Source organism: Synechococcus sp. O70.2, from assembly GCF_047462135.1.
Lineage (GTDB): Bacteria > Cyanobacteriota > Cyanobacteriia > Thermostichales > Thermostichaceae > Thermostichus.
Genome location: NZ_JANSIS010000005.1, coordinates 121,039 through 141,588, shown reverse-complemented (window position 1 = coordinate 141,588; position 20,550 = coordinate 121,039). Strand labels below are relative to the sequence as shown.

Genomic DNA, 20,550 nt, shown 5'->3' with positions numbered 1-20,550 from the left:
CCCCATCCTATCCTGCTGACTCTCCCTCAGGGGTTCTGCTCGCCCTGGACAAAGAAGAGGCATCCCCAACCGGCTGGGGCGGACGTTCCGGCAGCAGACCCTGCGGGCGGGTGAGGAGAATAACCTGCAGGAGGAGCCCGATGAGCAGAATGCGCAAAGGACCAGCCCGCGTAGCCCACTGGGGCGGCAGACGATTGGTGAACAGTTCACTGGCCGACCACACCCCCCAAATGGCCAGCGCCCCCAGCAAAGCGCCACGGTTGTTGCCACTGCCCCCGGCAATCAACATCACCCAGACAATGAAGGTGGCAAACTCGGGCTGAAAGGCTTCCGGGCTGATGAAGTTGACAAAATGGGCATAGAGGGCCCCTGCCAACCCCATGAGCATGGATCCCAGGACAAATGCCTGGAGACGAAACTGGAGGACATCTTTGCCCGCAGCTAGGGCTGCCGGCTCGTCCTCCCGAATGGCCCGCAGCACCCGTCCCCAAGGGGAGCGATAGGCCCGCTCGCTTAGCCAGTAAACGCCTGCCAAAACCAAGAGCACCAAGCCCAGGTACAGCAGCGTATCCTGCCCTGGGATCCAACCGCGAAAGGGCCGCGGGATGCGAGTGATACCGCGTACGCCGTTGGTTAGCCAGCCCTCGTTTTTCAGGATTTGGCTGATGATCTCGGCAATGCCAATGGTGGCGATGGCCAGGTAGTCAGAGCGTAGGTTTAGGGTAATCAAGCCAATCAAAAAAGCAATGGCTCCCGCCACTACCGCTGCCACCGCAAAGCCCACCCAAAAGGGCAGCGCAAAGCCCCCCAGATGTTCAGGGCTTGGCGGCGTCGTAACAATAGCGCTGGCGTAGGCCCCCAGGGCAAAAAAGGCCCCCACGCCAATGTTGAACATACCGGCGTAGCCCCACTGGATGTTGAGGCCCAGCGCCAGTACGCTGTAGATCCCGACCAAAATCAAGAAGAAAATGGCATAGCTCAGCATCAGGCTCGCCCCCCCACTAGCCCAGTAGGCCGGAAGATCAGCAGGAGGACCAGGATAGCAAAGGCCACCCCCGTCTTGTAGGCTGGGCTAATCACCAAGGTCGAGAACTCCTCCGCTAGGCCAATCACCAACCCCCCAGCAATGGCTCCGTAAGGACGACCAATGCCGCCGAGGATGGCGGCAGCGAAAACGGGCAGCAACAGCCGCCAGCCCATCGTAGGGTGCAGCCGGGTATCTAGGCCGAGGAAAATGCCCGCCAGACAGGCCAAAGCCGCCCCGAGGGTCCAGGTCCAGAGAATGATCTGCTCCGTATCGATGCCGGTCACCTTGGCCAAGTCAAAGTTGTCGGCCATGGCCCGCATGGCTTTCCCCACCCGCGTGTGCTGCAAGAACAGGTGCAGCGCCACCACCAGCAGCGCCGTTCCCGCCAAAATCACCACCCAGTCTGGCTTAATGCGCAGCCCACCCACCTCCCAGGGGATCTGGATGCCCTGGCGGTACACCTGGTTGTCGGGCCCCCAGAGAATCTGCACCAGGCTGCGCAAAATCAGGGCCGTGCCAAAGGAGGAAATGAGCAAAATAACGGGGGCCTCCCGGCGCAGGCGACGATAGACCCATTGGTCGATCCCCACCGCACACACTGCCGTTGCCAAGGCTGCCGGGATCCAACTGACCCCCAAGGGCCAGCCCCAGCCGACAAAGGTCAGGGCAAAATAGGCCCCTAAGGTCATCAGATCCCCGTGGGCGAAGTTGGCAAAGCGCAAAATGCCAAAGGTCAGGGACACGCCAATTGCCCCCAGGGCGTAGATGCTGCCCAACACAAGGCCGTAAATGAACAGTTGCAACAGTTGCTCCACAGCTGTGCCGCCATCTCTTGCCTGATGATGCCACAGGCGGATCTCAGTAGGATAGCGCTAGGGTAGGAGGAGGCGCCCAAGAGAGAGCCGTGCCGTCTCATTCTTTTTGGATGCTGGGGTGGCTCGTAGCTTTCGCTCTGCTGGGCCCTGCCTGTAGTGGGCCGGAGCTGCCGGCAAGCAGGGATCCCACACCTGCAGCCTCCCTTCCCACCCCCCAGTTACTCTACGAAGACATCACTCTTACCCAGGCCAAGCCCGACGGTGGTCTGCTCTGGCGCTTGAAGGCACGCCTAGCCAAGTACGAGCCGCCGCCGTCAGAGGCTACCCCCGTGCAGTTGGGATCCGCCCATTTGGAGGCCATTGAGGGAGAGTTTTTTGACGAAGACGACCGCGCCGTTCGCGTCCGGGCCAAGCAGGGATCTGCCTACCCCAGCCAACGGCGACTGGAATTGAGGGGGCAAGTCGAGGTAGAGTCCGAGCGGGATAACCTGCGCCTGCAGGCCCAGCGGCTGGAGTGGCTGCCAGCCCAGCGCCTGCTCAAGGCTGAAGGCGAGGTAAAAGTGGAGCTGTTGGAGGATCAGGGCTTCCTGCAGGGGGATCGCCTGCTGATGGACTTTGGCCAAGGGCAGATGCAGGTGGAGAACTTGGATCCCACGCAACCAGTACGGGCGGAGTATCGGGAGCTGGAGCTGGCTGCTAGGCGCTTCCTGTGGCAGTTTGGCGCGAGGAAAGTGCAGGCGGTGGGAGCAGTAGAGGTGTATGCCCCCCGGCAAAGCGTGCGCCTTAGTGGCGAGGAGTTGCGGGCTCCCCTGCCTCTAGCTGAGCTGCGCCTGGTGGGCAATGCGAAAGCCGAAACCGCCCGCATCAGCAGGGCAGCGTCCCTCGAGGCCCAGGAGATCCGGTGGCGCATCGGCTCCACCCAACTGCAGGCTCTGGGCCAGGTGCGCTACCGCCAACCTGGTCAGGCTTTGACTGTGAGTGGCGACAGGGGCCTGCTCGACTGGCAGAGCAACACCATCCGGATCCAAGGCAACAGCCAAACCCATCTCACCCTGCCCTAAGGGCCAAAAGGCCGGCGGGAGCGTGTCAAGATAGTTTAAGAACCCTCTGGGGTGGGTTGTGGTGAGGTTTCCAGAAATGGCAGAGATCCCGAAGGGGGAGCGCCCCAATATCCTGTTGATTGTGCTCGATACCCAGCGGGCAGATCGTCTCTCTTGCTACTGGTCGGAGGAAGAGCGGGCCCGCCAAGTCCCCACTAGCCCCAACCTGGATCGGCTGGCTGCAGAATCCACTCTCTTCGAACGGGCCATTGCCCCTGCCCAGTGGACGATCCCCTCCCACGCCTCCCTGTTTACAGGAGAGTACCCCAGCACCCACCAGACCATTCAGGCAGACCTAGAGCTGAGTCCTACCCTACCCACCCTGGCAGAGCTGCTGAAGCTGGTTGGCTACACCACCGTTGGCTTCTGCAACAACCCCCTAGTCGGGATCTTGAAAAATGGCCTGCGGCGCGGCTTTGACACCTTCTACAACTACGGCGGGGCTCTGCCCACCCGCCCCCCTGAGGGCAACCCTCTGCCGCCTCCCCTCAACCGCTGGCTGGCCGCCTACACCCAGTTTTGGCGCCGCCTCTCCTACCCCGTGCAAAATGCCTTTGCTCGCTCCGACACCCTTTTTCAGTTGGCCCTGCACCCCTGGTTTGCCTCCCTCTGGACCTGCTTGATGAACTTTAAGGGCAACACCGCTGCCTCCATTGCCGACCTCAATCGCTACCTCCAGCAAATGGCCCGCCGCCCTGCGGGGGCGCCTCCTTTTTTTTGCTTTGTCAACCTAATGGAGACGCACCTGCCCTACTGGCCGCCAGAGCCTTTTGTGCAGAAATACGCCCCCTACTTTAAGAGCAGCCGAGAGGCCCGGGATTTCCTGCGCCAGTACAACGCTGAGCCCTACCGCTGGATGGCACCCCTACCGCAGCCGCTTTCTCCCCTGCAGGCGCGGGTGCTGCGGGACATCTACGATGCAGAAGTAGCCTACCAGGATCACCTGCTGGGATCTGTCTTTGCCACCTTGCGCCACACTGGCCTGGAGCAAAACACTCTGCTGGCCATCGTCGCCGATCACGGCGAAGGCTTAGGAGAGCACGATTTCGTCGGCCACGCCTTTGTGGTTTACGAAGAGCTCATCCGCGTGCCCCTGATCCTGCACTACCCCGGCCACTTTCCTGCAGGAAAGCGGGTGGCCACCCCCGTTTCCACCCGCCGCCTCTTCCACACTCTCCTGGAGGCTGCCGGCTTTGGCCCCAGCCTTTCTCTAGCCGACGGCACCCCTCGGGTTAGCCTCCGGCTCCGCCGCGAAGTTGCCCGCCTTAGCCTAAGCCGTACCCTGGCTGGGGAGGATCCTGAGCAAGGCGTAGTGCTTAGCGAGGCCTTCCCGCCGCAGATTCTCTTGCGGGCCATGGAAAGCCGCAACGACAGCCTCTTGCAGGCCCGCGCCTGCTACGCCACCCGCCGCGCCCTCTACGAAGGAGGGATCAAACTCATCCAAACTGGGGAGAGCCCTAGCCTCTACAACCTAGAGCAGGATCCGGCGGAGCAGCGGGATCTGCTCTTGGCTGAGCCTGGGGATCCGGCGTTGGGATCCCTTTCTCCCCAAGCTTGGCTAATTCGCCTGCAACAAGGGCTAAGGCGGTGGCTGGAGTGGGCTGAATCGCGCCGCCCCAGCTTGGCTCCTCGCAAGGTGGATGTGGAAAGCGATGCAGACTTGCTGCGGCGGATGCAGGAGCTGGGCTACCTAGAGTAGAAGCTACTCCAGCTCTCCTTCTTCCCCCCAGTGATCCTGGAGGTAGCTGTGGAGATCGTAGGCGTCAGTCTCCTCGAGATCCGGCGCTGGCCAATCCTCGTTTTGCCCGCCGATGATGACGCGGGTAAGGCCAATGTACTCTAAGCTAAGGGTGCGCAGGGCATTGATCAACACGTCCAGCGCCATTGCGTCGGCAGTGCCCAGGTCAAACCAGCAGCGGGCCCAGTTGCCCTTCTCCTCGAGGGATCCCATGTTGTGCATGAGCGAGGTGACGGGAGGCAAGTCACTGGGGTACTCCAGGTAGCTGAGATCCGCCTCAGCCTCCTGAACCACCAAGCGCTCGGCGTTAAATCCTCCCAGCTTGCCCAGCACATACCACGATTCCAGCACTTCCCTGAGGTACTCCAGCTCTGCCGGCACGGGCGGCTCGGCAAACTCAAACCAAATCCAGAGGTTGCCTGGATCGCACTCCCGAAACTCCACTTGCATGGACGGTTTCTCTGCCAGAAGCCAACTTTCTATCGTGACATACTCCCGCCCTCATCCTGTCGGGTAGAGTGCGGGCTTCATGGCTTACGCCACGCTTCGCTAACAGTGACTCCGGTTAAGGACATTTCCTGAGCTTAAGGACTCCGTCCCGCTGGCGCGAAAAGGACGGGATGCCCCACCGCCCTGTACTTGATAAGTAAGGCAGAGTTCTGTTCGCGTAAGCGGGACGTAGTCCTTTCCCTGGGCAACTCCAAGCCGCAGTGAGGGCAGGAATGCCACCTCTCACTCAGGCTTTTGGGAACTTTCCGACCGCACCCAGAACACTCTTGACTTGTGCCGTTGGGGTTCACTGCAATCGTCAACAGCCCAGCTCTCTCAGCCTTACTGTGAGAATGCGCAAGAAACTGGTCCACCCGGCATCCAGAACAGATTTGGCTAGGTTGGTTCTGGCAAGACCCTTAACGTTAAGTGCCTCATGGGCAATATGTTTTCCCTTGCTTAATAACCACTTGGCTACCTTGTCGTGGAAGTCTTTGCGCTGATTGGCTACTTTCAGGTGTGCCTTTGCCAACCGCTTCAAGGCTTTCTTGTAGCGGTTTGACCCCTTCCGCTTACGGGACAAAGACCGCTGCAATTGCTTCAACCTTTTTTGTGCCCTGCGATAGTACCGTGGAACTGGAATGGCTTCCCCCTGGTCAGTCACCAGAAACGAATCCAACCCCATATCGATCCCTATCGTGTTTTCCAGGGTTGGAGGGTCGGGATCAAGTTCGGGAACAGAAGAGTCTTGCAGGCTCAACGTCACATACCAGCCATCAGCCTTACGGGTGACGGTAGCCGTCTTAATCACAAAACCTTCAGGCAGAGGACGGTTCTGGATGAGCTTGACCAAGCCGATTTTAGGCAGGTGGATAAACTTTCCCCGAATACAGTTCTGTTTCATCTGGGGATACGTAAAGGAACGATACCGACCTGCCCCCTTAAACCTTGGCTTGCCTAGCCTCTTGCCGTTAATGTTTCCTTTCAGCCAGCGGTCAAAGGCTTGCTGTACTCGCTCTATGCAGTTTTGCAAGACTTGCGAGTGAATGGTCTTGTACTCCGGAAAGAGTGCTTTTGTGTTTACTAGGTCGCGCTTCTGTGAGTAGTAGTCTGGCTCATCTTTCAGCTCAGGTAAGTGACAGACCAGTAGAGAACAGGCATGGACATCGCAGCGGTTTTGTTTCCACCACTTGAAGCGCTCTGCTAAGCGATAGTTGTACTGCTTGCGCAGCAACTCTAGCCACTTCTCCATCAGGGCAATCTGGCTAGAGGTAGGACGCAAGCGGTACTGGTAGGCAACTCTCACGTAAGAGTATCCAAGAGCTACTACACTGATTATAGCAGCAGTGAAAGCTGAAGGGCTATGAAAGACGACTTTGTCTCTAGCGGCAGGGCTGTGTCCGATTTAAAGGCGCACTTAGTCTTAACGACCAAGTACCGCCGCCAGGTACTCACTGCTGAGATGTTACAGCGCTTACATGAGATCCTGTATAATCTCTGCCAAAAATGGAACTGCAAGCTTATTGAGCTTAACGGTGAAGCAGATCATGCTCACCTTCTATTTCAATACTACCCACAGATAACTTTGTCCAAGTTTGTGAATAATATTAAATCTGTCTCTAGTCGCAGACTGAGAAAAAGATGTTCTGTGGAATGAATCGTATTTCATTGCTTCGTGTGGCGGCGTTACCGTTTCGGTTTTGCGTCAGTACATTGAAAACCAAGGTGTCCCCGCCTCTCATCCCGACCCAAGCGCTCCGCGCCGCTAGCGCGAACACCCTGGCGGGTAGAGGGCGGGGCTTCTCGGCGGGGCTAGCTAACGGGCCGTGGCCGACGGCAAGGCTCCAAAGGAAGCCAAAGCGTCCTATACTAGTGCGGCTATCGCCCTTGCATGGAGGCTCCTGCCTATGTCTGAACTCCTCCCCTTGCCCTCGCTCCACAACCAGGTGGCCGTGGTTACGGGAGCCAGCCGAGGCATTGGCCGGGCCATTGCCCTGCATCTAGGAGCCATTGGTGCCAAGGTAGTCGTCAACTACGCCCACTCTGCCGCCGAGGCCGAAGCGCTAGTGCAGGAGATTGCCGCCGTGGGAGGGGAGGGGATGGCCCTGGCTGCCGATGTCTCCCAACCCCTAGAAGTGGAGCGGCTCTTTGAGCAGGTGATGGAGCGGTGGGGCCGGGTGGACGTGCTGGTTAACAATGCTGGCATTACCCGCGATGCCCTCTTGTTGCGCCTAAAGCCGGAAGACTGGCAGGCAGTGCTGGATCTCAACCTTACGGGAGTCTTCCTCTGCCTGAAAGCAGCCGCCAAGATCATGGTCAAGCAGCGGCAGGGACGCATCATCAACATCACCTCAGTGGTGGGCTTGGTGGGCAACGCCGGCCAGGCCAACTACAGCGCTGCCAAAGCGGGGGTAATTGGTCTAACCAAGACAGCAGCCCGCGAGCTGGCCAGCCGCAACATCACCGTCAACGCTGTCGCCCCTGGCTTTATCACTACCCAGATGACGGAAAAGCTGGATCCTGGCCCCATCCTGGCCCAAATTCCTCTGGGGCGACTGGGATCCCCGGCGGAAGTGGCGGGGCTAGTGCGCTTTTTGGCGGCTGACCCGGCGGCGGCCTACATCACCGGCCAAGTCTTTGCCATCGACGGCGGCATGACGATGGGCTAAAGCTTTCCGCTTCTGGAAGACTTGTCCTGCCTCCACGATTCTTCCTACTCCAGCTCCAGAAGTTCTGCCAATTCGGCAAAGCTGTCCACCACAGCATCGGCGCCTGCCTGACGCAGCTCTAGTGGTGTAAAGGCAGTGGTGAGGCCCACCGCAAGGCAGCCTGCCCCCTTAGCCGCGCGGATCCCGTGGGCAGAGTCTTCAACCACCAAACACAAGCTAGGATCCAAGCCCACTTTGGCAGCTGTTTTCAAATAGGGCTCGGGGTCGGGCTTGGCTCGCTGGATATCTTCAGCGGTAATCACAGCGTCAAACCAGCGGCCTAGGTCAAAGCGTTGGAAAATCTGCTCCTGATCCCGACGGGTAGCAGAGGTGGTGAGGGCAAGGGCTGAAAAGCGACGGCGGCTGAGCTCCAGAAACTCCAACACCCCCGGCACCAAGAGCACCTCTTCCAACAGCTCCCCGAAAGCCCTGGCCTTTTCCTCAATCAAGCGCTGCACCAGCAGGGGCCGCTCTGCGGGCGGGGTGTCCGTCAAGTGTTCCACGAGATACTCAAACATGTCCTGGTCAGTGCGCCCCTTAAACTGCAGGGAGACAGGAGCCAGATCTAGAGCAAGCCGGCAGCGCTCCAAGGCAATAGCGCCGGCACGGGCGTGGATTGGCTCCGAATCCACGATGACCCCGTCCATATCCAAAAAGAGGCCGGCAGTTGCCTCAGCGGCACGGAGCACTTTGGGGGGCAGCATGGGGCTGAAGGACGTTGGGGGGCCAAAACGGCAGATAGGCTAGGAGGGCGTTTCCGAAGGCAACTGGGACCAGCCACAGAAGCGGCTGACCACCTCCCAGAGGGTTTCTAGAACATCGGTGAGGGCATGGTCACTCTCCACAGCTACCAGTTGCGCCCAGGGGCGATGGGCGACGTAGTTGCGGCTGGCTTGGATGGGGATGACTTCGTCGCGGGTCCCATGCACAATCAGGGTGGGCACAGGCCGGCGCAGTGCCTCCTCGGGGTAGCGCTGGGCATCGGTAACAAAGTCATAGGCCAAGGGCAGCGGCCGCCCTTCTTGGTGGTGAAAGACCAGCATTTGCCCGCTGCGTTGCCAAGCTTCCACGGCTTCAGCCCCTAGCCGCGGCAGCCAATGTTGCAAGAAGCCAAAGGCCGGTGCCAGCAACACCAGCCGTTCCACGCAAGACTGCTGCTCAGCTACCCAGGCAGCCACTACACCTCCCAGGCTAGAGCCAATCAGGGTAACAGGAGGATGCCCCATGGCAGCCAACTGTTCAGAAACTTGCCGGATCTGGCGAGAGAGAGTGAGCTGGGTAAAGTTGCCTTGGTTGAGATCCGGCACCTCCAGAGGGATCCCAAGCCGCTGCAGCCGCTGGCGGAAAAAGGCAGCCTTGGCTGATTGCGGCCCCGAGCCAAAGCCGTGCAAGTAGATGACTGCCACGCTACTTATTGCCCTGCGCCTGTGGAGAGCCAGCCTGCTCCCAGCACCACACTGATGGAGAGAAAAAGGGTAGCCACCGTCCAGGTGAGGCGGTTCAGATTTTGCTCAGCGCTCTTGGGGCTGGCAAACAACTGGGCTTGCCCGCTAATAGCCGCCAGGCCATCTCCCTTGGGGCTATGCAACAGCACCAAGATCACCAGCAAAATAGCCGAGGCAGACCAGAGAAACTCGAAAAAAGCTTCCATTGCAGAGGATCCCACTAGGGCACATTGCTGGAGTTATTATCACTCGGATTCCAACTCTAATGCACCCTGGGCCTTCCCCTAGCTAACTTTAGGGTTGTGCGCTCGACTCAGCTCACAAGGTTGGGGCTGAGCCTCCTCGACTTTGTCGGTCACTAGAGGGGCGCCAAAGCAACCCCTGGCTACTGGGTTGGGCAAGCTTGGCACTTGACGGATGGATCCCTGGCGCAAGCAGGAGTGCAGGCGACGCAGCAGGAAGAAATCCGCCTCGGAACAGCCATCTTGAAATAGCCTCAGGTTCAGCTCGTGTTCTTGAGCAGCGGTAAGCAGACCAGTCCTCATAGCTGCTTGGATGATCCGCTGGATGGCGGTTGCCCTAGCTTCGCTCATAGCAGAGGTGATCCCGGGGGAGGTCTCTTGTCTATTCTCGACAAGAGTTCCTGCTCTGGGCTCCGCTAAATGGCGGATTGAGCGTCTGCACTTTGGGTCTGCCCTTGTAAACTCCAGGGTTACGAAAAGCCCCCGGCTTGAGCGGCGAGGCAAAGCTAGGCCGCCTGCCCCTTCAACTGCTGCAGGGATCGGAACAGGAGAACCTCATAGACCCAGAAGATGGGCATAACGGCTGTGGCAGCAGCAGCCGCAACCATTCTCACCCCAAAGTCGCCAACATCAGCCACAACTCTACTGACAAGTACAACTATCAATCCAACCCCAAAACCGAGAATAAAGCCCCTAATCAGAAGGGCCCAAAACACGCCCCACCAACGACCTTTGACGAGATTCCAACTGTAGCGCAGCCCTCCTGTAGTTCCTTGATTTTCTAGAGCAATGGCACAAGGTGTGAGGGCCAGCTTAACCCCTACATAAATGCCTGGAATGATCAGAAAGATGGAGGCAAGGCAAGAGAGGAGTGCTGCTAAGAGGGTGCTCAGAACTAGAGGCACTGCCTTCGAGACCGCTCGGTTGAGGCTGTTGCCCAGCAGGGGAGCTTGCCGCTTCAGGTGCTGATCCACTAGCCACAAGGCTGCTCCGCCTAGGATCGGTGCAACAATGCCATAGGCCAGTTGGAGGATCCGGATCCCCCCGAGAAGTGGGGTCAGCTCCGTGACGATGGCCAGGATAAAGCCTGGAGAGGCCAGGATCAGCAGCGGCCAGTAGATGGGACCTACCAACTCAAACGACCGCCGCAGGAGCAGAATCGGGCTAAGGGTGGCGTTTTGCATGGCGGAGGGATCCCTGTGGGCGATGAAGTCCACCCCCTTCATACCACGGGATCCCAGCTTTGGTTCCGGGAGTAGAGTTAAGAAAGTCTACAAGGCCGATTTTTGCAGGATCCAGGCCGCTGCCTGTTCGCCGCTGCGCAGGGATCCCTCGATGCTGCTCTGGTGAGTGTACTCTCCAGCCCAGAGAAGGCCTGGCAGGCCGCTATGGGTGGGAACCAAATGCTGCTGGAAGCCAGGCGGCTGCACAAACTGGGCAAAAGGGATGCGATACACCCGCAGCAGGCGCAACTGTTTCAAGGGGGCTTTGGGAAAATAGACCTGCAGCTCGGCCCGACAGGTTTGGGCCAGCTCCTCGTCGCTTAAGGGGGGATCCCCCAATACCGTCACCGAATAGAGGTGTTGGCCAGGAGGAGCTAGTGCCGGGCTAATGCGGGTGAGCTGAACCCAGTGGTTGACCCAGCCTTGGCCGCTGGCGTTGAGGTACAAGTAGGCGCCGCGGGCTAGAGAAAAGGGAGCGCAGAAGTAGAGACAGGTAACCGACCGTCCCTGGGTGGGGATGGGCACAGCGGCGTGGGGACAGAGCTCGGCTTGCCAGGCCCGCGCCTGAGGGGCCTCGGTGGCGCAGACTACCCACTCGGCAGGGATCTCCTCTCCGCCGGCGGTGCGGATCCCGCGCACTCTCCCTTCCTCGACCAGGATGCGCTCCACCGGGGTTTGGTAGCGGATCTGCTCTGGGGAAAGGTAGCTGGCCAGTTGGCGGGCAAGTTCTCCCATGCCCAGCGCTGGGGTGACAATGGCCCCCTCGGCCATCATCTTGAAATAGAACGCCAAGAGACGGGCACTGCTGGCCAGCTCTGGATCCAGAAGAATGCCGCGGAAAAAGGGGTAGAAGAAGTGCTGGCAGATCTTGGCGGAGAACCCGTACCCCTCTAGGAACTCTCGCACCGAGCCATCGGATCCCCCCAGCCCTTCCTGGAAGACCTGCTCCGGCGTGCGCTGCGCCAGCTCCGCTCGCAACTGCAGCACCTTGAGCTTGTCCCCAAAGCTAGCCAGGGGGTTGAATAGGGAAGAGACGAGGCTGGCTGGATCCCGCAGCGGATCCCCTAACAGCCAGCAGCGACCGGATCGGGCCAGGATAGCTCCCGGACGGTAGGGGCAGGGGTCAAGTCTGCTCAGATCCAGGTGCCGCCGCACCTGAGGGTAGGCCGTAAACAGCACCTGAAAGCCGCGATCCAGGCGAAAGCCCTCCACCTCGTCGGTGCGCACCCGGCCCCCGGGGCCGTCGCTTTTTTCCAAAACTAGGACATCCCTCCACCCCGCCTGACTCAGCACCTTGGCGCAGGTTAAGCCGGCCAGCCCCGCCCCGATAACCACTACTTTGCCCATGCTCTGCCGGGGTCCTTTCTCGCCCACGTATTCTAGCTGCCTCCTTCTCTCACCTGAGCCGTCCAGCCACCCCGGGAAATCCACTACACTGAGTAAAGCTGGTAGTACAAGCCAGCCTGCGTCCATCCCTTCGTTTGCCGAGCTGTTCTCCAGGCTGGCTGCCGCTGTGCCCTATGGCTTCTGTCAACCCAACCTTGCCCATTCAGTGGATCGATGCCGATTCGGGAGAGGTGGTAGACGAATGCCCCTGGGAAACCAGCCCCCATCCGGGCACCTACGTTCAACTAGCCGAGCAGCACTACCTGGTTTTAGAAAAGCGCCACTCCTACCAGTTGCGGCAGGGCAAATATCACCTCTGTGGCATCCGCGCCCTCATTCGCCCAGTGAGCCCACCCCCTGAAGCAGGCCAGTTTTTGGGGGATCCCTCCTGTCGCTTCAATGCCCGCTCGCCCCTGTTGCGCTGCGCCGTTAACCCCAGTGGGCCCTGCCAGGGTTGCCCGCACTACGAGCCGGTGCCACGGCGTTAGCCCTCTAACTCAAGCGCTAGCACTTTGGTGAGAGCGCGGCTGGTGTTTTCCCGAAACTCCGCTACGCTCACCCGGCCCAGCAGATACACTGCCAGCAACATCACCCCTGCCTCCACTCCAAAGACGGTGGCATAGGCCAGCACCGAGGAAGTGGGGAAAAGTAGCCGCCCCAGATCGAGCAAAGCGCCGCCAATGAGGGTAGAAAGCGCCTGCGACATCGCCTGGGCCAAGCCCCACGCGCCGATGAAGGTGCCGGCGGTCTCTGCTGCTGTCAAATCCAACATTAGGCTAATGGCGCCGTTGGTGGTGATCCCTGAGGCTAAGCCGAACAGGATCATACATAGCTGCAGCAGCTGCGGCTTGCCTGTAAACCCTGCGGCAATGGTCAGCCCAAAAGAAAGGGCCACCAGCAGGCAGCCCAAGCGGGCAGTCGTCTGCTTGCCCAGCCTAGGCACGATGAGAAAGCCAGTCACCACAATCCCTACCAAGACGCCTATACTCCAAAAGGCGTTGAGCTGGGTGCTCTGGGCTACCGTCATGCCAAACACCTCGCCGCCATAGGGCTCGAGAACCGGCTGTTGGATGAACAGGCCCATGGTCATCAGGGCCAAAAAGCTGAAGAAGATCAGGGTTTGGCGGCTGGCGGTGAGCACCTTGAGGGCCGTGCCCAGGGTAATCTGATCCTCCCGCCCGGCCAAGGTGGAACGGGATCCATAGCGGGAATAGCGCTTTTCTACCCCCCAGGTAGCGATGACCCCCAGCAGGATCACCACGGCAGGAATGACGATAAAGAGGCGGTTAATCGTACTCTGGAGATTCTCTAGATCCAGGCCGCGCAGCAGCACCGCCGAGCCAATTGCTCCCCCGGCAATGCCCAACATCAGCATCGACCAGACGATCCCCACCAACTGGGAGCGGTTGTGCTCATCGGAAACGTCCACCAGCAGCGCCGCAAAGGGCGTGGAGCAGGCACTGAGGCAAAGCCCGTAAAGAGCAAACATGAAGGCGGCCAGAGCAATCCAGCCATAGGTGGCCAGCGACCAGCCACTTCTAGCAAAGCTCTGCCCCAAACCCCACACCACCTGCACCGCCAAAAAGATGCACAGGGCAAAGAGCACCGATCCCAGGCGTACATAGCCGCTGCGGTGCGTCCCAAACAAAGGCTTGGCATCGGAAAGCTGCCCAAACCAGACGCGGGCCGGAGACACCAACTGGTGCATGGCCAGGGATCCCCCTGCTACCGTGGCCGGGATGGCCAAGAGATTGGGGTCAATCATGACCCGGTTGAGCACCCCCAGCGTCAGCAGCGACATCATCCCCAAGCCCATCTGAAATAGGCCCAAGCGAAACATGACGTGCAACGGCAAGGAGGGGATCGCCGGCTGGGGGTTTTGGGCAAGAGCCGAAGCAGCCGACAAGTTGACCTCAGGATCCCGTTGAAGATTGGCCATGATCTGGGAAAGTTGGCAGGAGCGCTACAATTTCTATATGGTAGCCCAGGTGGCTTGGGATCCCGGCAGAGGCATTGGGCTGCCGAACGTGAATAAGGGAGGTCAGGTTACAATCCAGTCCTACAAAGCCACCGACAATGGTGCGATCTTCGCCGACGATGTAGCCCAAATTACCGCCAGATTGCCCGCGTCTACCGAGAGGCCGACTCCGTGGGCAGCTTGGCGATCCAGCCAGAGACGGACCGCCCAACCGAGTACGACCGCGACGCAGAGACAGAGCGTCCCTTTCCCTTTCCTTGGTTTCCTTGGTGGCCGCGACACTAGGGCCTGCTGCGCATTTTTCCCACAACCTGCCGCCAGGTGGCAACATCTTCTCGCGCCTGGGTTTCTCCACTACACTGACTACTGACCTGACGCCAAGGGGAATGGGTGTCGGCCCGATATCCTCGGCAAGGTCAGGGTCTGCAGAGACAGTTGCCAAGGTCTCATTTCTTGAGGCCATGGTGCTTGTCTGTGCCAGCTCTTGCCCAAGGCAGTGGGGATCTTTTCCGGCAACCCTATGGCTGAGGCAGTTCCCATTCGGCGCTACGACCTGTTTGTGCAAGCTTCACGGCTACTGCAGCGCTACCGGCAGTTGACGCCGGAACTGCGTCCAGTAGGGCTGGAGGTAGCTCTGGCTATCCAGTACCATCGCGCCCAGGCCGGCTCGCGATCCCTTCTGCCGCCGGTGGGATCTCCCCATGGCCTGCCCCTGGAGCAGGTGGCCCAGCGCATTTGTGACCCGTTTTACACCAAAACTCACCCTCTCTTACCCACGCTGCCAGAGACAGGGGAGCCCCTGGTGTGGCCCCTGTTTAACCAAGGGGAAAATGGCCTTGTTCGGCCTCTGGCGCCAAGCAAAGTGGGGGGCAAATTGGTCGAACGCCGCTGGCTCAAAGCCTGCAACAGCCAGGAAGGCATTGGTTGTCATGCCCTGGCCGCCCACTTGTGGCAGGACGAGCGTTTTTTAGCAGCAGACCGGGATCTGTGTCCCTTTCGCCTCTACGACGGGCGCTACCCCCTAAGCGTGGATCAAGGGCGGCAAACCTGTGGCTTCGACGACCATCCCTGTGGTTGGCAGCCCGGCCACCCCAAAATGCTGCAGGTGGTGGGCAAAGGCAGACAGGCCGAGATCCTGCTTCCCCACTGGACTGACGCGATGTGGGCCATGCTTATCCCGCCCCATCGCCCTCTACCCATCTATCCTCTCCTGGTAATGCTCTACTTTGGCCAGGAGACTCTGCAAAAGGGTCGGGATCGCCTTTCTGTGGAACAGTTCCGTCTAGATTTTCAGTTTAGCCACTCCCAACTCAAGCTGTTGTTTGACACCCACCCGGAACACCCTCTCAACCGCCCTCTGCTTGCCCTGGCTGCGCAGCCGGAGGTGGAGTGGGGAGCCGTCGAGCTGTTGCCCTCTGTGCCACCCCTCTTGCACCAACCTGCAGGGGGTAGGGTGGTTTTGGATCCCGATGAGCCGCCCCAGTTTTGCAGCAGTGGTATCCCCTCTTCTGCCGGGACAGACCCGCTGATGGCAGAGCGCCGCCGCCGGCGTCAGTTGGAGCGCAGCGAGCGCCACAACGAAATCTTGCACCAGTTTCGCCGCTGGTTCCGTCTGGCTGGATTGGAAGTGCGCGAAGACCAGCACACCTTTGACTTCTTAGCGGTTGCAGACGGGCAGCTGCTTTTGGCCGAGGTGAAATTGCTACACCACAAAGATGCAGCAGAGGTCATGCAGGAGGTGGTGGGGCAGTTGCTCTACTACGAGCGTTTTGCCCTCACGCCTTGGCTAGAGCAGGGCTTTTCCGTCCAAAAAGCCGCCGTTTTTGACGGGCCGCCGCCGGATCCTTACATCCGCTTCCTTGAGGACCTGGGCATTGCCACCTACTGGATCAACGAGCAGCAGATGATCGATGGGCCGGAAAGCTCGCTGCGGCTGCTGCGCCAGATGGAAGTGCGGGTACGGCCGGATCCCGAGTTGGGAGACTAGGCCAACGCATCTTTCCTAGGACTAGCCACTGCCAACAGAGACAGGCCAAAGGGCAGGGGGAACTTGGGGATCAAATAGGCTTCTGCAGCAAAGATCTCAGCTAAAAGCCAGTTGACCCAGGGCAAGGGCATCTTCAGATCCTGGCTCTCCCTGAGGCGTAGGCTCTTTTGGGCTAGGCGGATCCCTGCTGCCAATGGAAAGAGAAAGCTGTTGAAAAAGGTAAAGATATAAGTTTCCAAGCCGACGCTTTTAAGTAGGGAGCGAAGTTGTTCCGGCGTGTAGCGTCTCTTGTGGTGATTGAGTTCGTCGTGGGTACTCCACAGCCAGGGGTAGGCCGGTACCGTAATCACCATGTAGCCAGGGGGCTTTAGCCTCTTGGTAAGGGCTTCCAGAGCCGCTTTGTCTTCCTCCAAATGCTCTAGGACATCCAGCAGAGCAATCAAATCAAATTGTTGAGAACCAAAAGGGATCCGATGTGGCAATTCCCCTTCGGCCACAACTCCAATTCCACGGGCCCGAGCAATAGGCAATGCTATCTCGCTTCTTTCCACTGCGAAGACCTGGCCAAATTGAGACAACATTTCCAGGTTGCCACCGCTGCCACAGCCGACTTCCAAAATACAAGCTGCGGGAGGAAGAGGGATCCTTGCAATAACCCGGCTGAGAATGCGACGGCGGCCCAGAAACCACCAATGCCGATCTTCTAGGCTCGCCATTTGTTCATAAGCTTTGGGATCCATAAACCCCTAGCCAAAAGGCGAGGTTAAAGCTCAGGGAATTCTAAGCCTTGACTCTAGGCTTTGTAGGGCGTTCTCATCCAATTTCTAAGGAGATAACCTAGCCTTGCCCCAGCGGTGCTTGCGGTACCACGCCGCAATGTGCGGGCACCACGCTTCAAAGTGGGGCCAAATCAGGTCGCACAACTCCCGAATTTCGCGCTGCGCATCTGCCTTGGCACGTAGATCCAAAAAATGCATCAAGCTACGGCAGTTAAAACTCACCACGAAGTGCTGCCGAATGCCGTAGCCTAAAACGCAGCGAGCATCCTCAGGCGGTACACCGCACTCGGTTACTAAGCGGCGGTAGGCGGCCACTTGGCTGCGGTATTGCTCTAGCACAATGCCCAGCGCTTCTGGGGAGATGGGGCAAACTCCCTCGCGGGTCTTGGCCTGCCCCTCCTTGATGTTGGCGGGGACATAGAACACCTGCTCCAGTTGGTCAGGGCTGGGATCGGATCCCAGTTCCAGAAGCTGCTTCCCAGTGTACCGAAACGACTGCACATCGAACGACACCCCAATACGGTGCGTGCGCGCCTGCTGCACCACTAAGTGCGGAAAATACCCCACAGCAAACGTAATCTGCGGATGCTCCAAAGGCCCATAATGCCCACGGTCACCCTCCAATAGGTGCCGCACCACCGCCTCACCGTAATTGGCCGGGACGCGACTGGCAGCCGTAACGTACTCCGCACTGTAGTCCTGGTGCATCGCCAGCCAGATCACCCGCTCGGGATCTGGGGTTTGGCTGAGCACCTCCACCCGGAATAGGGTATCCACTGTTACTTCCCGAAGGGTAGGGGGAAGACACCTAGAGAAGGCGACGAGCCCGCGTTTCTTCCGCTAGCACCCCACTCAAGCTTGGATTGCTACGCAGCAACCCTGCCACATAAAGGGTATAGACTTTGCCTGCCTCCAATTGCAGGTCAAAGCGTTGCAGGGGGATCCTGGGAGCGACGGTGAACACCTGGACTTGGGTAAAGCCGGGGCGCATCACCTGAAAGGTAGAAGCCTGCCCAAAGGCCAACTGGGGTATCAGCACTCGTCCCCGCTCCCCTTGCCATTGCAGAGGGGGCGCGTCGGGGGCAGCGTGGACAAACCGCACCAGGGCCTGATCGAACAGGGGGTTAATATTGTCTTCTAGTACCAAGGCCGTCACGCGATTGGGCTCGTCAGCGGCCACCACTGAGAATACTCCCCCACCTCTAAAGTTGGCCACCACCTGAGAAGACGAGGACGTCTCGGGCGTTGCAAGCAACAGGATGTCGTACTCTCCTGTCGGCAGGCGGGTATACTCGCTCACCAAGCCATAGGCTACACTGCGCGCTACCTTGACGCCCCCCACTTCCAAGTCAAGGGGAGGGGTATTGGGGGCCACATGTACTAGGCGCACCTGAACCTCGGCGACCCCTGCAGCGGCTATGGGGATGGCACAGCCGGACAAAAGCCCCGGTATCCAGGCGCCACCCACTAGGCAAAGCACTGCGCGCGCCCATTGTTGCGCAATTTTCATCGCTCACTCCTACTCCTCACACCCAACGTTCATTTGGAGAGCGAGCTGCTGAATTCTCCAAAAGGGCATTTTCGCTCCCCGAAGGGATCCCATCCTGCTGACGCCAAAGAACCTGCTTTTGTCTTACTCCACCTTTGCGCCCAATGCCATAAGCTGGCTAGGACTTGCCCGACTCCCTAGATTGGGATCCCAGCGCTGGGATCGGGGACGGCTAGTGGAGAAGAGCGGCGGCTGAACAAGCGGAAATAGGTGCTGACGGCCAACTCTTTCAGCGGGAAAAGTAGGTAGGTGAGGGGGTTGATGGTGACGATGATGTTGCGGCAGTCGCGTTTGGCCTGGGCCAGGATTTGGGCGGCCACCCAATCCCCCGACATAACTCCAATCGGGTTGAGCTGGCTCTTGAAAGGGCCAAGGATAAGCTTGCGCACCACGCAGGGAGCATCGAGACGGCGCAGGGTCACCAGGTCGCCCAGGGCCCGTTTGGAGAGCTCGTAGAGGGGGCTAAAAGCAGGGCTGGCCTCGGCTTCGGAGGTGTTCACCCAGACCTCTTTGGTGGCCATTTCCCGATTGCTGCGCACCGTCTGGAAAAATAGCTCCATCAGGCGCCATGCCGAGAAGGTGTTGACGGCATAGGACTGGCGAACCGATTCGGGATCCCGTTGCCTATGGACGTTTAGGCCGTGGTTGATTACCAGGATATCGACCTCCTCCAGGAGCTCGGCCAGGGATCCCTCCTCCCCCACCTGCCAGCGAACAGTCGGCACCGGCTGGAGTTGTCCATCCACTTCGATGGAAACCGAATCCGCATGGGAGCTAAGGGCGATGACTTGGGCCCCATGGCGGGAAAAGTGCTTCAAGAGGGCCCGGCCCAGGGTGCCAGAGGCGCCAGTGATGGCCACGCGCTTGCCTTTAAAGGAGAGACTGCTGCCCATGATCCGATCCAGCAAGGTTAGGGTGCCGCAGAAGTAGGCGTTGGTGTCGTCGAAGTGGTGCCGCCAGTGGTAGGCGCGGTTGACATGCCACTGGCTGGGAGGAGTAGGGAAAGGCCCTGGCTGGTGGGTAATATCCGTTTGCAGAGCTAGCCCGCAGCCCCGCAGCAGGCCAGCAGCTAAGAAACTGGCCGAGTAGACCACTCCCACCGCCGCTGCCAGGCCGTACAGCCAGGATCCCTGTCCCAACAGCACCACCCAGGGGATCCCAGCCAGAAGCATCGTCGCCGCTTCCGGGACGTCGTGGTGCCACTGGGATTCCCGGTATAACTTTGGGTCTACCACGCTGAGATCGGGGCGAAACAGGCGGTGGTGCAGGGTGTGTTTGGGCATCAGCCAGGGCCACTGGTGGGCTAACCAATGGCGCACATCCCGCACAATCTCGGCCCAAAGCACACAAGCCAGGGCCACAGCCCCGACCCCCAGCCACTGGGCTACGCTGCTAACCTCCATAGGGCTTTGCTGGCAATAGCCGAACCATCCTGAGCTCGCCGTCGCCTCTTTGCATCAGCGACCCCTAGGAAGAATCATCGCAAAGAGGCCATCCCAATCGCAATCAAGACGGCAGACGGGATCCTCAAGGGGTTCTGGGCGAGAGCTCGCGGATCTCAACCGTATCTCCAACTTGCAAGCCCAAGGCCGCTGCCGTCCCGCCACGGAACTCCAGCACGCTGTCCACTAGCTGGCTGGGGGGAGGCCCATAGGTGGGGCAGGGCAGGGCGGGACAGCCGGGCACATTGGCGGCGATGTACACCACCCGGCCTTGGTGGAGAAAGATAATGTCCAGGTTCAGCGGTGTGTTGAACATCCAGAAGGCAACCGGCTGGGGTGGGTCGAAGGGGAACCACATGCCGCGATTGGGCGGCAAATCGGTGCGGAACATCAGGCCCAGCCGCTGTTGCTCAGGGGTGCGAGCCACTTCCAGATCAAAGCGCCGACCGGCAAGGGTTACTTCTGCTTCCACGGGCAGGCGCTGGGGCTCTCCTTTGGCGGGGGTAGCGTTGGCCACGGCTGCCGTCCCCTGGGCTTCCAAAGATGAGGAGGCACATCCCAGCAGCAGCAGAGCCAGGCCCAAGGCAATCCCGCCCACGGGGACAACTGGTAGGAGCGCCGACCCCTCTGTGACTGCCAACT

23 protein-coding genes and 1 pseudogene are annotated in these 20,550 nt (G+C 59.7%); 6 read left to right on the top strand and 18 right to left on the bottom strand.

Translation table 11 applies throughout. The annotated features are described in order from the left end of the window. Window positions 1-7: 7 nt before the first annotated feature. Together NW812_RS07370 and NW812_RS07365 are read right to left on the bottom strand one after the other, a co-directional pair. Window positions 8-985, bottom strand: a complete 978-nt coding sequence (locus NW812_RS07370; RefSeq protein ID WP_414395449.1) for a branched-chain amino acid ABC transporter permease — start codon at window positions 983-985, stop codon at window positions 8-10. Continuing rightward, on the bottom strand, window positions 985-1,842 hold the full coding sequence (locus tag NW812_RS07365) for a branched-chain amino acid ABC transporter permease (protein ID WP_414395447.1): 858 nt from the start codon (window positions 1,840-1,842) through the stop codon (window positions 985-987). Before NW812_RS07365 ends, NW812_RS07370 begins: the two co-directional genes overlap by 1 nt. Before the next feature lie 89 nt (window positions 1,843-1,931). On the opposite strand from NW812_RS07365, the gene lptC reads away from it, so the two are divergent. Further along, the gene (lptC, locus tag NW812_RS07360; RefSeq protein ID WP_414395445.1) at window positions 1,932-2,903 is read left to right on the top strand and encodes an LPS export ABC transporter periplasmic protein LptC; all 972 of its coding nucleotides are present in this window, start codon (window positions 1,932-1,934) and stop codon (window positions 2,901-2,903) included. 76 nt (window positions 2,904-2,979) lie between these two features. Beyond that, window positions 2,980-4,641 carry a sulfatase gene (locus NW812_RS07355; protein WP_414395443.1) on the top strand — a complete coding sequence of 554 codons (1,662 nt, stop codon included), beginning with the start codon at window positions 2,980-2,982 and terminating at the stop codon, window positions 4,639-4,641. A 3-nt stretch (window positions 4,642-4,644) separates the two neighbouring features. Here NW812_RS07355 and NW812_RS07350 read toward each other — a convergent pair whose 3' ends face one another. The 3 genes from NW812_RS07350 to NW812_RS07340 form a co-directional block, all read right to left on the bottom strand. Next, window positions 4,645-5,130, bottom strand: coding sequence for a DUF3531 family protein (locus NW812_RS07350; protein ID WP_414395441.1), 486 nt, complete (start codon window positions 5,128-5,130; stop codon window positions 4,645-4,647). Between the two features lie 134 nt (window positions 5,131-5,264). Continuing rightward, entirely contained in the window at window positions 5,265-5,480 is a 216-nt protein-coding gene (locus NW812_RS07345; RefSeq protein WP_414395570.1) for a zinc ribbon domain-containing protein, read from the bottom strand. Between the two features lie 8 nt (window positions 5,481-5,488). Continuing rightward, window positions 5,489-6,475 (bottom strand): RNA-guided endonuclease InsQ/TnpB family protein, encoded by a 987-nt coding sequence (locus NW812_RS07340; RefSeq protein ID WP_414395439.1) that lies wholly within the window; start codon window positions 6,473-6,475, stop codon window positions 5,489-5,491. Between the two features lie 57 nt (window positions 6,476-6,532). Between NW812_RS07340 and tnpA the strand changes: the two are divergent. Beyond that, window positions 6,533-6,938: pseudogene (gene tnpA, locus NW812_RS07335) on the top strand (IS200/IS605 family transposase). Window positions 6,939-7,094: 156 nt separating this feature from the next. Beyond that, window positions 7,095-7,838, top strand: coding sequence for a 3-oxoacyl-[acyl-carrier-protein] reductase (fabG, locus tag NW812_RS07330; protein ID WP_414395568.1), 744 nt, complete (start codon window positions 7,095-7,097; stop codon window positions 7,836-7,838). Between the two features lie 44 nt (window positions 7,839-7,882). On the opposite strand, the gene NW812_RS07325 is transcribed toward fabG, so the two are convergent. From NW812_RS07325 to NW812_RS07300, 6 genes are all read right to left on the bottom strand, one after another. After that, window positions 7,883-8,581 (bottom strand): HAD family hydrolase, encoded by a 699-nt coding sequence (locus NW812_RS07325; protein ID WP_414395437.1) that lies wholly within the window; start codon window positions 8,579-8,581, stop codon window positions 7,883-7,885. A 39-nt stretch (window positions 8,582-8,620) separates the two neighbouring features. Further along, window positions 8,621-9,283 (bottom strand): YqiA/YcfP family alpha/beta fold hydrolase, encoded by a 663-nt coding sequence (locus tag NW812_RS07320; RefSeq protein WP_414395435.1) that lies wholly within the window; start codon window positions 9,281-9,283, stop codon window positions 8,621-8,623. 5 nt (window positions 9,284-9,288) lie between these two features. Beyond that, complete coding sequence (gene secG, locus NW812_RS07315) at window positions 9,289-9,528, bottom strand: preprotein translocase subunit SecG (RefSeq protein ID WP_414395434.1); 240 nt, start codon at window positions 9,526-9,528, stop codon at window positions 9,289-9,291. 78 nt (window positions 9,529-9,606) lie between these two features. Then, window positions 9,607-9,915: a hypothetical protein gene (locus tag NW812_RS07310; RefSeq protein WP_414395433.1), complete on the bottom strand. Its 309-nt coding sequence runs from the start codon at window positions 9,913-9,915 to the stop codon at window positions 9,607-9,609. 155 nt (window positions 9,916-10,070) lie between these two features. After that, entirely contained in the window at window positions 10,071-10,790 is a 720-nt protein-coding gene (locus NW812_RS07305) for a hypothetical protein (RefSeq protein WP_414395431.1), read from the bottom strand. A gap of 45 nt (window positions 10,791-10,835) precedes the next feature. Continuing rightward, window positions 10,836-12,161: an FAD-dependent oxidoreductase gene (locus NW812_RS07300; RefSeq protein ID WP_414395429.1), complete on the bottom strand. Its 1,326-nt coding sequence runs from the start codon at window positions 12,159-12,161 to the stop codon at window positions 10,836-10,838. 146 nt (window positions 12,162-12,307) lie between these two features. Between NW812_RS07300 and NW812_RS07295 the strand changes: the two genes are divergently transcribed. After that, entirely contained in the window at window positions 12,308-12,661 is a 354-nt protein-coding gene (locus NW812_RS07295) for a DUF6464 family protein (protein ID WP_414395426.1), read from the top strand. On the opposite strand, the gene NW812_RS07290 is transcribed toward NW812_RS07295, so the two are convergent. Both NW812_RS07290 and NW812_RS07285 read right to left on the bottom strand, forming a co-directional pair. Continuing rightward, complete coding sequence (locus NW812_RS07290; protein ID WP_414395424.1) at window positions 12,658-14,112, bottom strand: BCD family MFS transporter; 1,455 nt, start codon at window positions 14,110-14,112, stop codon at window positions 12,658-12,660. The genes NW812_RS07295 and NW812_RS07290 overlap by 4 nt on opposite strands. Next, window positions 14,087-14,281 carry a hypothetical protein gene (locus tag NW812_RS07285; RefSeq protein ID WP_414395421.1) on the bottom strand — a complete coding sequence of 65 codons (195 nt, stop codon included), beginning with the start codon at window positions 14,279-14,281 and terminating at the stop codon, window positions 14,087-14,089. Before NW812_RS07285 ends, NW812_RS07290 begins: the two co-directional genes overlap by 26 nt. A gap of 390 nt (window positions 14,282-14,671) precedes the next feature. Here NW812_RS07285 and NW812_RS07280 point away from each other — a divergent pair, with 390 nt between their 5' ends. Continuing rightward, a complete protein-coding gene (locus NW812_RS07280) occupies window positions 14,672-16,138 on the top strand; it encodes a hypothetical protein (protein ID WP_414395419.1) in 1,467 nt (488 codons plus the stop codon). Here the strand turns inward: NW812_RS07280 and NW812_RS07275 are convergent. The 5 genes from NW812_RS07275 to NW812_RS07255 all read right to left on the bottom strand — a co-directional run bounded on the left by NW812_RS07275 (window position 16,135) and on the right by NW812_RS07255 (window position 20,506). Beyond that, window positions 16,135-16,854 (bottom strand): class I SAM-dependent methyltransferase, encoded by a 720-nt coding sequence (locus NW812_RS07275; RefSeq protein ID WP_414395417.1) that lies wholly within the window; start codon window positions 16,852-16,854, stop codon window positions 16,135-16,137. The two genes, NW812_RS07280 and NW812_RS07275, sit on opposite strands and share 4 nt — an antisense overlap. 108 nt (window positions 16,855-16,962) lie before the next feature. Further along, window positions 16,963-17,694 (bottom strand): FAD-dependent thymidylate synthase, encoded by a 732-nt coding sequence (gene thyX, locus NW812_RS07270; RefSeq protein ID WP_414395414.1) that lies wholly within the window; start codon window positions 17,692-17,694, stop codon window positions 16,963-16,965. Window positions 17,695-17,725: 31 nt separating this feature from the next. Next, on the bottom strand, window positions 17,726-18,427 hold the full coding sequence (locus NW812_RS07265; protein ID WP_414395412.1) for a DUF4397 domain-containing protein: 702 nt from the start codon (window positions 18,425-18,427) through the stop codon (window positions 17,726-17,728). A 176-nt stretch (window positions 18,428-18,603) separates the two neighbouring features. Continuing rightward, entirely contained in the window at window positions 18,604-19,869 is a 1,266-nt protein-coding gene (locus NW812_RS07260) for a bifunctional sterol desaturase/short chain dehydrogenase (protein ID WP_414395409.1), read from the bottom strand. Between the two features lie 124 nt (window positions 19,870-19,993). Continuing rightward, the gene (locus NW812_RS07255; RefSeq protein ID WP_414395407.1) at window positions 19,994-20,506 is read right to left on the bottom strand and encodes a DUF192 domain-containing protein; all 513 of its coding nucleotides are present in this window, start codon (window positions 20,504-20,506) and stop codon (window positions 19,994-19,996) included. Window positions 20,507-20,550 lie beyond the last annotated feature (44 nt).

Excerpts from the sequence above, each read along its gene's own strand:
- NW812_RS07370 (WP_414395449.1), bottom strand. The coding sequence starts at position 985 with ATGCTGAGCTATGCCATTTTCTTCTTGATTTTGGTCGGGATCTACAGC.
- NW812_RS07355 (WP_414395443.1), top strand. The coding sequence starts at position 2,980 with ATGGCAGAGATCCCGAAGGGGGAGCGCCCCAATATCCTGTTGATTGTG.
- NW812_RS07350 (WP_414395441.1), bottom strand. The coding sequence starts at position 5,130 with ATGCAAGTGGAGTTTCGGGAGTGCGATCCAGGCAACCTCTGGATTTGG.
- NW812_RS07325 (WP_414395437.1), bottom strand. The coding sequence starts at position 8,581 with ATGCTGCCCCCCAAAGTGCTCCGTGCCGCTGAGGCAACTGCCGGCCTC.
- secG (WP_414395434.1), bottom strand. The coding sequence starts at position 9,528 with ATGGAAGCTTTTTTCGAGTTTCTCTGGTCTGCCTCGGCTATTTTGCTG.
- NW812_RS07310 (WP_414395433.1), bottom strand. The coding sequence starts at position 9,915 with ATGAGCGAAGCTAGGGCAACCGCCATCCAGCGGATCATCCAAGCAGCT.
- NW812_RS07305 (WP_414395431.1), bottom strand. The coding sequence starts at position 10,790 with ATGAAGGGGGTGGACTTCATCGCCCACAGGGATCCCTCCGCCATGCAA.
- NW812_RS07295 (WP_414395426.1), top strand. The coding sequence starts at position 12,308 with ATGGCTTCTGTCAACCCAACCTTGCCCATTCAGTGGATCGATGCCGAT.
- NW812_RS07290 (WP_414395424.1), bottom strand. The coding sequence starts at position 14,112 with ATGGCCAATCTTCAACGGGATCCTGAGGTCAACTTGTCGGCTGCTTCG.
- NW812_RS07280 (WP_414395419.1), top strand. The coding sequence starts at position 14,672 with ATGGCTGAGGCAGTTCCCATTCGGCGCTACGACCTGTTTGTGCAAGCT.
- NW812_RS07275 (WP_414395417.1), bottom strand. The coding sequence starts at position 16,854 with ATGGCGAGCCTAGAAGATCGGCATTGGTGGTTTCTGGGCCGCCGTCGC.
- NW812_RS07265 (WP_414395412.1), bottom strand. The coding sequence starts at position 18,427 with ATGAAAATTGCGCAACAATGGGCGCGCGCAGTGCTTTGCCTAGTGGGT.
- NW812_RS07260 (WP_414395409.1), bottom strand. The coding sequence starts at position 19,869 with ATGGAGGTTAGCAGCGTAGCCCAGTGGCTGGGGGTCGGGGCTGTGGCC.